The following is an 11,937-nucleotide window of genomic DNA, read 5'->3' as shown; positions in this document are numbered from 1 at the left end:
GGTGGCAATAGTGGAGTCTAATCGGAAAAAAACTTATGTTGCAGACATCAACCGAGAGGTTTTCGACCGCAAAAACCAGTTCACCTACAGCTACAAAACCGACAAAGGGCTGTCTCCCGAGATTGTGCTGGACATTTCTCGCCAGAAAAATGAGCCCCAGTGGATGACGGAGTTTCGGCTCAAGTCCTTGGAGATCTACCACAGTTTGGATGTGCCTCCCTGGGGTCCAGATTTGACGGGCCTAGATATCGAAAACATCGTTACCTATGTGCGGCCCAACACCCAGCTGAACTATACCTGGGATGATGTCCCGCAGGAGATCAAGGATACCTTTGTCGCTCTAGGGATTCCCCAGGCGGAACACAAGCTGCTAGCCGGCGTCGGAGCCCAGTATGATTCCGAGGTGGTGTATCACAGCATCCAGGACCAAATGGTCCAAAGAGGTGTCATCTACACGGATATGGAGACCGCGGTTAGAGAGTATGAGGATTTAGTTAGGGAATACTTCATGACCTTGGTACCGCCCCAGGACCACAAGTTTGCCGCCCTCCATGGCGCCGTATGGTCCGGAGGCTCCTTTGTCTATGTCCCCAAGGGAGTGCAGGTGGATATCCCACTGCAATCCTACTTTCGCTCCAACGCTCCGGGAGCGGGCCAATTTGAACATACCTTGATCATCGTTGAGGAGGGGGCCTGGCTTCATTTCATCGAAGGCTGCTCCGCCCCAAAACACTCTGTCAATAACCTCCACGCCGGGTGTGTGGAGCTCTTTGTCAAGGAAAAGGCCGGGTTGAGATACAGCACCATTGAGAACTGGTCGAAAAACATGTACAACCTCAACACCAAGCGCTGTGTCGTTGAGGCCAACGGCCGGATAGAATGGGTTTCCGGCTCCTTTGGCTCCAAGGTGTCGATGCTGTACCCCATGAGCATTCTCAAGGGGCAGGGGGCTAGAGCTGAATTTACCGGAGTGACCTTCGCAGGCGATGGGCAGTATCTGGATACAGGAGCCAAGGTGGTTCACGCCGCACCCTACACTTCATCGACCATTAACTCGAAGTCCATCTCCAAGGGAGGCGGTGTGGCGGTTTACCGAGGTCTTTTGAAAGTTAGCCAGCGGGCCCAGCATTCTAAGTCCACGGTATCCTGCGAATCACTGATGCTGGATAATATATCCCAATCCGATACCATCCCGGTACTGGATATCGCCACTGATGAAGTTGACATCGGCCACGAGGCGAAAATCGGCCGCATCAGCGATGAAGCCATCTACTATTTGATGAGTCGGGGGATTAGTGAAGAGGAAGCCAGGGCAATGATCGTCAGGGGTTTTGTCGAACCCATCGCCAAGGAGCTGCCTCTGGAGTATGCCGTGGAGATGAACAATTTGATTCAGCTGGAACTGGAAGGAACCATTGGATAAGGAGGATGGCTGTGGAGGTACAAGTCACAGAGGCGCTCAATACCCTTCCCGTTAGTACCTATCGGTGGCTTAAGCTCAACGCTTTGCACCTAGATAGGCCGATAAAGCGACGAATTTCGCCCTACCACAAACCTTACATTCAAAGGATGGGAGATGAAAGGGTCACCATCGCCCCGGTGACGCAGGTGAATGTCCAGGACTACCTGCCACCTATCCCTGGATTTGCCATCGACGCTGGTTATGGGGTGTCTGGAGAATTAGTTCCGATCGGAGAAACCCATTACAACTCCGGAGTGCTGGTCCATGTTCCCCAGGGACACTGGGCGGCGACGCCGGTGGAGATTGCCTACGGGATAGATTCGGACAATGACATCTTAGTGGATCACAATCTGATCGTGGCGGAGCGGGGAAGCCAGGTCACTGTGATTATTGATTACCACAGTGATCCTGTAACTCGGGGTTTTCACAGCGGCACAATGCGGGTCTACGCTCAGGCAGGGGCTCAGGTTACGGTGGTGAAAGTCCAACGGCTCAATGATGTCTCCCAGCATTTTGATTCGACTGTAGCCTATGTGGAGCGGGACGCCAAGGTGAGCTTTGTCCAGGTGGAGTTGGGTGGCCAGAATGCCGTCACCAGCTATACCAATAACCTCGGGGAGGCAGGAGAAGCTGAGCTGAATGTTCTCTACCTTGGGGATAAGGAGCGCCGCCTTGACCTGAGTTATCTGCTCAACCATATTGGACCCCGGAGTCTCAGTGATCTTGCAGTCCGGGGTGCCCTCAAGGACACCGCCAAAAAGGTGTTTCGGGGTACCATTGATTTCCACCCCGGGGCACGGCGAGCCAGGGGCAGTGAGGAAGAGTCGGTGTTGCTGCTGGATAAAGGGGTTAAGTCCGATGCTGTGCCCCTGCTCTTGTGCCGGGAGGACGATGTTCAGGGCAATCACGCCGCCAGTGCCGGTCAGGTGGATGAGACTCAGCTCTTTTATCTGATGAGCCGGGGATTTAGCTATTCCGAGGCCCTGAAATTGCTGGTGGAGGCCTCCTTCCGACCGGTACTGGAGCGGATACCTAACACCAGGCTAAGGGAAGCAATCGATGCTGAGATTCATCGGAGGTTGGTCAATGCAGCACTTTGATGTCAATGTCATTCGCAGGGATTTTGCCACTTTGGCGCAGCAGGTCAAGGGCAAGCCCTTGATCTACCTGGACAATGCCGCCACCACCCACAAACCCGATGGTGTCCTCCAGGCGATGAAGGACTACTACCAAAGGTGTAATGCCAATCCCCACCGGGGTGCCTATGAATTGGGGGTTACCTCAACGACCTTGTACGAAGGGGCCAGGGCTAGGGTGAGCCAGTTCATCAATGCCGCTTCCCCAAGGGAAATTGTCTTCACCAAGAATGCCACGGAGGCCCTAAATCTCATTGCTTTCTCCTACGGAATGTCCTTTGTGGGCCCTGGAGATGAAATTGTCCTTTGCATATCGGAGCACCACAGCAATCTCGTTCCCTGGCAGCGGGTAGCTAAGACTAGAAAAGCGGTCCTCAAGTATTTATATCTGAACAAAGATTACACTCTCGACATGGATCAGCTGGCCGCGACCATTACCGAGAAAACTAAAGTCGTCAGTATCGCTCACATGTCCAATGCACTAGGGACAATCTACCCCATCGAGGAGATCATCGACTTCGCCCACGCCAAGGGAGCTGTGGTGGTCATCGATGGAGCGCAAAGTGTGCCCCACAGCAAAGTCGACGTCCAACAGCTAGATGCGGATTTCCTGGTGTGGTCCGGGCACAAGATGTTGAGCCCCATGGGAATTGGAGTCCTGTATGGTAAGTTGTCGCTGCTGGAGCAAATACCGCCCTTTTTGTTTGGGGGCGAGATGATTGAGTACGTCCAGGAGCAGGAATCTACCTTTGCAGAGCCACCTTTGAAGTTTGAAGGGGGCACCCCCAATGTCGCGGGAGCCCTGGGTTTGGCGGCGGCCATTGACTACCTAGAAGCCATCGGGTGGGAGAATATCCAAAGCCACGAAAGGCGCCTTACTGCCTATGCCTTGGAGCAGCTGCGCCGCATCAATCATCTTCGGATCATCGGTCCCGGAGATGTTGAGAAGCAGGGCCCAGTGATTTCCTTTGTTCTGGAGGGATGCCATCCCCATGATGTGGCTACCATCCTGGATAGTTACGGCGTCGCGGTCAGGGCAGGGCATCACTGCGCCCAACCCTTGATGAGCTACCTACAGGTCCCCGCGACCTCCAGAGCCAGTTTTTATCTATACAACACCCTAGATGAGGTTGACAGCCTCATCGCAGCCATTAAAGAGGTAAGGAAGTGGTTAGGCTATGGCCCTTGATTCCATCTACACCGATCTAATCCTGGAGTATAGTCGCAGCAGTCACAACAGAAGGCGCCTGGAGCATCCCGATTGTTCGGAACGGGGACACAACCCCAGCTGCGGCGATGATATTACCCTGGAACTAAAGCTGGACAAGGATCGTATCGTCGAGGCAGCCTTTACCGGCCAGGGCTGTGCCATCTCCCAGGCTTCCACTGCGATGATGATTGACCTAATTTCCGGAAAGTCCCTTCAGGAAGCCAAGGCGATGGCCGATGCCTTCATTGCCATGATTCAGGGTCGGAACACTGACGAGGCTCAATTGAAAGTTTTGTCCGATGCTCTAGTGTTCAAGAATATCGCCAACCTACCGGCCAGGGTCAAGTGTGCCAATCTGGCCTGGCATACTTTGAAAATAGCCGCGGAGAAATCCATGGAGGAGAGCTAATTCTATGAGTCTAGCCGATGAGCAATACCTGAGGATCGCCAAGGATATCCTCACCAGGGGCTATTATGATCAGAATCGAACGGGAGTAGCCACCTACAAGCTGCCCCATCAGATCATGCAATTTGACTTAGAGCAAGAATTTCCGATTCTAACGACAAAGTATGTCCCCTTCAAGACCGCAGTTCAAGAGATGCTGTGGATTTGGCAGCAGCAGTCTAGCGATGTCACCTGGCTCCATGAGCGCAACATCCATATCTGGGATCATTGGACCGATGAAAACAACACCATTGGCAAGGGTTACGGATATCAAATCTCTAAGTATCGGCAATTGGACAAGCTCTTGGATACTCTGGTCAACAACCCCCAGGATCGGCGGATGATTGTGACTCTTTGGAACATCGAAGACCTGCCGGAGATGACCTTGCCTCCCTGTGCCTATGAGACGTTGTGGGATGTTACCGACGGGAGACTCAATTGTCTCCTGGTCCAACGCAGCGGTGACTGGCCCCTTGGAGTACCCTTCAACACCACCCAGTACGCAGTGTTGGTCCATCTCATTGCCCAGGTGGTGGGATTAAGGGTGGGGCGCTTCACCCATGTAATTAACAATGCCCATATCTATGAAAACCAGGTGTCCGGTATTACTCTGCAGCTGGAGCGAGCAGGGCAGGCCCTTCCCGCACCGAAGCTATGGATCAACCCGGAGGTATCGGATTTCTATGAATTTGACGTCTCCGACATCCAGCTGGTTGATTATCAGCACTTGGGTAAAATCCCGATGGAGGTATCTATTTAATGCTTTCCCTGATTGCCGCCGTGGATAGGCGCAATGCTTTGGGCAAGGACAACCGGTTGTTGTGGCACCTGCCCGCAGATTTGCAGCGGTTTCGCCGGCTTACCACCGGACACAAGATTATCATGGGCAGAAAGACCTTTGAGTCCCTCCCTGGGATTCTTTCCCATCGGCACCATCTGGTCCTGACGAGAAATAGGGGATACCCGGTAGACGATGATCGAGTTACTGTCCTGCATTCCCTGGAGGAGCTGTGGGAGCAGCTGGATCCTCAGTCGGAAAACTTCGTCATCGGGGGAGGGGAGATTTACCGGCTGCTGCTTCCCTACGCCGACAAAATCTACCTAACGGTGGTGGAGGGAGAGTTTGAGGCAGACACCTTTTTCCCAAAGCTAGATGATGGTGAGTGGGAAGTGGAATCCAAGGTGGCCCATCCCGCCGATGGGAAAAACCCATTACCCTATACCTTTATTGATCTTTCCAGAAGAAGATAGAAACTGTGCCTTTGACAGGCATTCTTCCGGCCAACGCTAAACCATGCCATCAAAGACCTCAATCCTTGAGCCCTGGGTTGCTTTGCCAAACCCAGCATGGATATGAGGTCTTTTTTCCATTTGTCGGCACTATCCTCACCAAGCCAGAGGCTGTCTAACATGGGAAACGCAACGAAGGCTTCACAAATAGTTAGACAGGGAAATGCACTTCCCATGATGAAGGTCACAGGGGACTGCATTGTCCCCAGGATAAATCTAGAAAAGGGCAAAGAGATAGAGAGATAGAAGGAAAGACACTTCTGGTTAGGAACAACAGTGGCGAGGAACATAGGAGGGGAGTATCAACATGCAATATCGTCCGATAGGAAAAACCGGCAAGAAGGCGGGAATCATCGGTCTTGGCTGCGAGCATCTGGACAGAAAGCCCTATGAGCAGGTGAGGGAGACTATCCACACCGCCTTAGATCACGGAGTTAACTATTTAGATATCTTCATGCCGGGCCGGGAAATACGAGAAGACATTGCCAAGGCCTTGGGAGACCGACGAAGGGATGTATACATCCAGGCCGCCATTGGATCAACGGATATCAATCAGCAATATGACATCAGTCGGGATTTGCCAACGGTGAAGAAATACTTTGAAGAGGCCCTTCGCCTCTATGGGTACATCGACTTTGGCATGCTCTTTTTCATCGATACCGAGGAGGATTTTGCTAAGGTCTTTGACGGAGGCATCGCCGATTACGCCCTCAAGTTAAAGGAAATGGGGGACATTCATCACATTGGCTTTAGCTCTCACAAACCGGATATCGCCAGGAAGGTAGTGGAAACTGGGCTTGCGGAGGTCATGATGTTCAGCATCAACTTGGCCTTTGACTTGGTCCCTACAGGCAGTGATGTTTTCGAGGCAATGGACAAGAGATGGGAAGGCTATGAGCTGAGCAGCCTAGATCCCGAAAGAGCGGAACTCTATGCCTTGTGCGAGCAGACTGGGGTAGGAATCAGTGTGATGAAAACCCTTGGGGCTGGGAAGTTGATTTCCCCTGAACACACACCCTTCTCCCGACCAATGACAGTCAATCAGTGTGTCCACTATGCGCTGAGCAGACCCGCTGTGTTTTCAGTACTTTTGGGGTGTCAGACCGGCAGCGAGGTCAAGGATGCACTAACCTATTTGAAGGCCGATGAAGCAGACAAGGACTTCACTCCCTTCCTCAGTGAACTGGAGGGGAACTTTACCGGGAAGTGCGTATACTGCAGCCACTGCCAGCCCTGTCCGGAAGAGATCGATATCGCTATGGTGAACAAGTACCTAGATATCGCCCTGTTGGATCAGCAAAGGGTCCCGGAGACCATCCGGCTGCACTATCACAGTCTGGCAAAGGGCGCAGATGCTTGCACAGCCTGCGGCAGCTGTGAAAGCCGATGCCCCTTCGAAGTTCCGATCATCGAAAACATGGAAAAGGCAGCGGCGCTGCTTGGCTAAAGGCCAGCCGCTGCCGATACAGGGGTTTCCCAGCGCTCAACAGCGGGCTGATGGGCGGTCTTCTGTCGGGGTTGCCGATTCAGAGGAAATACTACCATGGGCTGAGAGGGAAGGATTATTGATGAGTAAGGCAGTGGTACTGTATCAATCGAAGTACGGAGCCACTCAGAAGTATGCCCAGTGGCTGGCCGAGGCGTTGGGATGCAGCCTAGTAGAGACTAAGCAGGCAACCCGAGAGCAAGTGAGAGAATACGATGTTATCATCCTTGGTGGGGGAATATACGCGTCGGGAATTGCTGGGATTGGTTTTCTAAAGAAGCATCATGCTCACTTACGAGACAAGAGGATCGTAGTATTTGCCGTTGGCGCTTCCCCCTATGATAAGAAGGCAATGGCCCAGCTGAGGAATAGAAACCTGAAAGGTGCCATGGCCAATCTGCCGATTTTCTATTGCAGGGGTGCATGGAATGAAGAGGCGATGTCTTGGAAGGATCGGGTAATGTGTAACCTCTTGAAAAGAATGGTTGCCAAGAAGGATCCTGCCGCCTATGAACCCTGGGAAAGCGCCTTGATGGAAGCCATTGGATCCAGCCACGACTGGACCAGTAGGGAACAGCTTCAGCCAATTCTTGACTGGGTGAGGAATAAGGATTGAGGATAGGGTTAGAAATTGTGTCATCTACCCGGTGATCTTCTGTCAAGTTCTGTAGGCACTAAGGTTTCCGACCAGAAACCTTAGTGCCCTTGGCAGGGAAATGGGGGTTCATCACCTAACTGGAGAGGAGAAAGGTACAATCGAGATTCCAATCATAGCAGAGGATAACCATTTGTTGGTGGTGGAAAAGCCACCTAATCTTTTGTCCCAGGGAGACAGAACCGGTGATCCCGATCTGTTGACCTTGCTGAAGCAGGATTTGAAGGAGCGGTATCAAAAGCCAGGTAACGTGTATCTAGGCCTGGTGCATCGATTGGACCGCCCGGTGGGTGGGGTGATGGTTTTTGCCAAGACCTCCAAGGCGGCGGCACGGTTGTCTGAACAGATCCGCACCGGGAAGTTGATGAAGACCTATTTAGCTGTGGTCCATGGCAGGCCTAAACCCCAAGGCCGCTTGGTGCACTACCTGGTGAAGGAGCGACGCACCAATACAGTCCGAGCTGTGGGGAAGGATACCAAGGGGGCTAAGGAAGCGATTCTGGACTATGAGGTGTTGGACTGGAGGGAAGGATTGAGTTTGGTTAAAATCCAGCTACATACCGGCAGGCCCCATCAAATTAGGGTGCAGTTGGCGACCATCGGGTGTCCTTTGTTTGGAGACCAGCGCTATGGAGGCAGCCTCAGCAAAGTGGGTCAGCAACTAGCCCTGTGGTCCCATCAAATCGGTCTGATTCATCCCACTTTGCGAGATCAAAGGGTGTTCACCAGCTATCCCCACAGGACCACCTTTCCCTGGAATAACTTTGTGTTCGATTAAACTAAACGCCCTGCCCAATTACTGCAGAGGCGTTTTTTCGGTCTAGGTAGCATAACAATAGGGTGTAATCATGTCGCTAGAGTAAAGGAGTAGATCATGCAGGACCTGATTTTGGAGATCATCAATCAATATGGTTATTTTGGGATTTTCCTATTGATCACCATCGAAAACGTTTTCCCGCCGATACCATCGGAGATTATTCTTACCTTTGGGGGATTCTTGACTACATATACCGCCATGAGCGTGTGGGGCGTGGTCCTGGCGGCTACCATCGGTTCAGTGGCGGGGGCAATAATTCTCTATCTTATCGGGCGGATTCTCAATGCAGAGCGCCTGGCCCAGCTATTGAATAGTCGCCTGGGCAAGCTGCTCCGCTTGGACCCAGAGGATGTCAGGATGGCGGAACGATGGTTTGGTAGGCATGGAAACAAGGCAGTATTGCTGTGTCGCTGTGTCCCCATTGTCCGCAGCTTAATTTCCTTGCCCGCGGGAATGGCGAGAATGCCAATGGGCCCCTTCTTGAGCTTGACGGTCATCGGCACCCTTGTCTGGAATTCGGTGTTAGTCTGGTTGGGAAGAGCGGCAGGCAGTGCCTGGGAGACAATCGCTCGCTATGTGGATACCTACTCGATGATTGCCTTAGCCCTCTTGGTAGTGTTGGCTTTAGTGGTTGCTGCAATGTTCATCAAGAAGCGTTTCCTTCAGAGCAAATAGGGCGCCTGCGGCATCCTACTTATTGTCTTTGGCTGTTTTTCAACGCTGATGAGCGGTGGGCTGCAATAGAACTTCACATTGGGTGGCGAGAAATGGGTTTCATTAGGAAATTGTACCTAATTAGACACTGCCAGGCGACGGGACAGGAACCTGACAGCTTGCTCACTAAGCAGGGGATGGTTCAAGCTGATATGCTGGCAAAGTTCTTGCTAGACAAAGGGATAACTAGGATCGTGTCAAGCCCATTTGCTAGAGCCGTTGAATCAATTCGACCCTTGGCCACCAAATTATCCTTGGACATTGAACTGAACGATGATTTGGCGGAACGGAAACTCGCGGGCGTAGTCCTGGAAGATTGGTATAGTGAGCTTCGAAGGTCCTTTGATGATTTTGATGTTAGACTCCCGGGCGGTGAGTCTAATAGTGAGGCGATGATGCGAGGAAAGGCAGCCTTGGACCATATCCTAGGCTATCCCGATAGTAATATCGCGGTAGTAACACACGGGAATCTACTGGTTTTGTTGCTGAGATTATTTGATGAGGTCTATGGATTTGAGAACTGGGCAGCATTGAGTAATCCAGATGTCTTTGAGGTGACCATTGAAGACAAAGGAACTAGCGTCGAAAGAATATGGCCCATGTCCGAGGACTGTCCATGAAAGTAAGGTGAACTGGCCTTTAGAAGGAGAGTGAAGGCAGTTTCTGGTTACAGGACACAGCTAAGATACCCCCATGATATACCAGCCACCCCCTGGAGTGGCTTTCTCGTGTCTACGAGATATGGGTGACGGACAACTGCTGATCAACTCTCTCTACAAACAAGAAAAACCCCAGTAATGGGGTTCTATCTTTCCCTATGGTGCCGAAGGTGGGAGTCGAACCCACACCCTGTTGCCAGGACGGGATTTTGAGTCCCGCGTGTCTGCCAATTCCACCACTTCGGCTTATTTGTCTCTGTCGGCCGTTGAGCATGTGTTCCGCCGACGAGTTATATAATATCACAGGATGTTTAGATTGACAAGGGGTAAAATCAAAAAAGATTCCTGCGAGGAATACCCAGCATTCCAAGGGTTCTTCCCTTGCGGACCGGGTTTGCCAGTGATATACTAATATCGGTGTTAATCGGAATTGTTATTACTTATTGGGAACACGGGGGAGAAGGATATGGGTAAGAAGAGAGTTGGGTTTGTACGGAGGACCAAGCAGCGAGAACTTATTCTCCGGGTCCTACGAGGAACCACCTGTCATCCCACTGCCGATTGGATCTACCAGGAGGTTCGCAAAGAGCTTCCCAACGTCAGTCTGGGGACAATATATCGCAATCTCCGCTGTCTGCGGGAGATGGGGGAAGTCTTGGAGTTGTCCTATGGCAGTAGTTATAGTCGTTATGACGGCAATCCAGAGCCGCATTATCACTTTATTTGCAATATCTGTGGATCGGTCTTTGATGTCAACATGACGGTTATTCACGATCTCGAGAAGCTGGTTGCCGACGCCACCGGATTTGATGTCCGAGAACATCGCATGGAGTTCTACGGCTATTGTGATGACTGTACCGCGGAAGAACAGGATGGGAAGACTATGTGCCTGCAAGAAGATAGCCTCGGTGAAGATGTCCAGCAATTGCAGGCGAAGTGAGAAGGCATTAGATGCCGACTATAGTGTTGAGGTAGAATGGGGAATCTTCCGGCGGCGGCTCAATCGGTTTACTGCCCAGGTCTATATTGAGTCAGAGACGCCGGAAACGGTGTATGTTCCCAGTACCGGTCGGATGAAGGAGCTGCTGGTGCCTGGGGCCCCCATCGGTCTGTTGTATCGACCTTCGTCCAACCGCAAGACAGCCTACACCGCTGCCTTTGTTCGCCACGGAGAAACAATAGTCAGCATTGATGCCCATTTGCCTAATAAGCTGATGGGACAGTGGTTAACTGAAGGTAGATTGGCGCCACTACCGAGGATGGAGCAGGTGAGGCCGGAGGTTGGCTTTGGCTCCAGTCGCTTTGACTTCGCCGGCTATAGCGGTCAGCGCCAATACTTAATTGAGGTAAAGTCTGTGACCTTGGTGGAGGATGGGGTGGCCATGTTTCCCGATGCCCCCACCAAGAGGGGAGAGCGTCACATCCGGGAACTCATCACCGCTCTCGACTATGGCCTTCACGCAGTCGTTGTGTTTGTCATTCAACGGGGAGACGGCAGGGTATTTACTCCCAATGCTGCCAGCGATGAGGATTTCGCCAGGGCAGTGCAGGAGGCCCATGCTGCCGGAGTGCAGTTCTTGGCCTATCGGTATGAGGTTACCACCGATAGAAGCCAGCAAGAGGTTCAGATACGTTTGGCGGGACAAGTACCGGTAGAAATATAACTGAGATGAAAGGGGCGGATCGCATTTGCGACCCGCCCCTTTGAACTTGTGTGCCCGGCAGTGTAAGTGGCTATAAGTCGAAGGGCAGGCCTTCGGGTGATGGCCTCTCTCCAGAGATTCATCGAAGAGGAACTGAAGCTCAAGGTCAGCAGAGACAAGAGTGCGACAGAGCCTGGAGACGAGAGTATCTCGGCTTTGGCTTTTACCGCAGACCGAATGGACAGGTACGGTTGCGATTAGCCCACAGAAGCCTTACGGCGACTTAAGTCGAAGCTGAGGGAGCTAACCAGCCGCCGCTGGTCTATTGCCATGAGCCGGCGCATCGAATTGGTGAACCGGTACCTGCGGGGATGGCTCGTATACTTCCGCATAGCCGACGCCAAAGGCCATCTGGAACGC

The 11,937-nt window shown here is 52.2% G+C and carries 15 protein-coding genes and 1 tRNA gene; 15 read left to right on the top strand and 1 reads right to left on the bottom strand.

What is annotated here, in order from left to right; all coding sequences use genetic code 11:
• Positions 1-10 precede the first annotated feature (10 nt).
• From sufB to GX030_00030, 11 genes are all read left to right on the top strand, one after another.
• A complete protein-coding gene (gene sufB, locus GX030_00080; protein ID NLV90784.1) occupies positions 11-1,423 on the top strand; it encodes a Fe-S cluster assembly protein SufB in 1,413 nt (470 codons plus the stop codon).
• Positions 1,424-1,434: 11 nt separating this feature from the next.
• Positions 1,435-2,562, top strand: coding sequence for a Fe-S cluster assembly protein SufD (gene sufD / locus GX030_00075; protein NLV90783.1), 1,128 nt, complete (start codon positions 1,435-1,437; stop codon positions 2,560-2,562).
• Positions 2,549-3,787, top strand: a complete 1,239-nt coding sequence (locus tag GX030_00070) for a cysteine desulfurase (GenBank protein NLV90782.1) — start codon at positions 2,549-2,551, stop codon at positions 3,785-3,787. Before sufD ends, GX030_00070 begins: the two co-directional genes overlap by 14 nt.
• Positions 3,777-4,217 (top strand): SUF system NifU family Fe-S cluster assembly protein, encoded by a 441-nt coding sequence (locus GX030_00065; GenBank protein ID NLV90781.1) that lies wholly within the window; start codon positions 3,777-3,779, stop codon positions 4,215-4,217. Before GX030_00070 ends, GX030_00065 begins: the two co-directional genes overlap by 11 nt.
• A gap of 4 nt (positions 4,218-4,221) precedes the next feature.
• Positions 4,222-5,013, top strand: coding sequence for a thymidylate synthase (locus GX030_00060; GenBank protein NLV90780.1), 792 nt, complete (start codon positions 4,222-4,224; stop codon positions 5,011-5,013).
• A complete protein-coding gene (locus GX030_00055; GenBank protein NLV90779.1) occupies positions 5,013-5,504 on the top strand; it encodes a dihydrofolate reductase in 492 nt (163 codons plus the stop codon). The genes GX030_00060 and GX030_00055 overlap by 1 nt, the downstream gene beginning before the upstream one ends.
• Positions 5,505-5,850: 346 nt before the next feature.
• Positions 5,851-6,990, top strand: a complete 1,140-nt coding sequence (locus tag GX030_00050; GenBank protein NLV90778.1) for an aldo/keto reductase — start codon at positions 5,851-5,853, stop codon at positions 6,988-6,990.
• A 121-nt stretch (positions 6,991-7,111) separates the two neighbouring features.
• Positions 7,112-7,645 (top strand): flavodoxin, encoded by a 534-nt coding sequence (locus GX030_00045; protein ID NLV90777.1) that lies wholly within the window; start codon positions 7,112-7,114, stop codon positions 7,643-7,645.
• Positions 7,646-7,745: 100 nt separating this feature from the next.
• Positions 7,746-8,462 (top strand): RNA pseudouridine synthase, encoded by a 717-nt coding sequence (locus GX030_00040; protein ID NLV90776.1) that lies wholly within the window; start codon positions 7,746-7,748, stop codon positions 8,460-8,462.
• A 96-nt stretch (positions 8,463-8,558) separates the two neighbouring features.
• Positions 8,559-9,176 carry a DedA family protein gene (locus GX030_00035; protein NLV90775.1) on the top strand — a complete coding sequence of 206 codons (618 nt, stop codon included), beginning with the start codon at positions 8,559-8,561 and terminating at the stop codon, positions 9,174-9,176.
• 92 nt (positions 9,177-9,268) lie between these two features.
• Positions 9,269-9,835, top strand: coding sequence for a histidine phosphatase family protein (locus GX030_00030; GenBank protein ID NLV90774.1), 567 nt, complete (start codon positions 9,269-9,271; stop codon positions 9,833-9,835).
• 198 nt (positions 9,836-10,033) lie between these two features.
• Here the strand turns inward: GX030_00030 and GX030_00025 are convergent.
• Positions 10,034-10,120, bottom strand: a tRNA-Leu gene (locus tag GX030_00025).
• Positions 10,121-10,340: 220 nt separating this feature from the next.
• On the opposite strand from GX030_00025, the gene GX030_00020 reads away from it, so the two are divergent.
• The 4 genes from GX030_00020 to GX030_00005 form a co-directional block, all read left to right on the top strand.
• Positions 10,341-10,814: a transcriptional repressor gene (locus tag GX030_00020; protein NLV90773.1), complete on the top strand. Its 474-nt coding sequence runs from the start codon at positions 10,341-10,343 to the stop codon at positions 10,812-10,814.
• Positions 10,783-11,538, top strand: a complete 756-nt coding sequence (sfsA, locus tag GX030_00015; protein NLV90772.1) for a DNA/RNA nuclease SfsA — start codon at positions 10,783-10,785, stop codon at positions 11,536-11,538. The genes GX030_00020 and sfsA overlap by 32 nt, the downstream gene beginning before the upstream one ends.
• A 96-nt stretch (positions 11,539-11,634) precedes the next feature.
• Entirely contained in the window at positions 11,635-11,778 is a 144-nt protein-coding gene (locus GX030_00010) for a hypothetical protein (GenBank protein NLV90771.1), read from the top strand.
• 33 nt (positions 11,779-11,811) lie between these two features.
• Positions 11,812-11,937 (top strand): group II intron reverse transcriptase/maturase (locus GX030_00005; protein NLV90770.1); only part of this gene is annotated, 126 nt, incomplete at its 3' end.

The organism is Bacillota bacterium, from assembly GCA_012727955.1.
Taxonomy (GTDB): Bacteria; Bacillota; Limnochordia; order DTU087; family JAAYGB01; genus JAAYGB01.
This window is presented reverse-complemented; position numbering and strand designations above follow the sequence as displayed.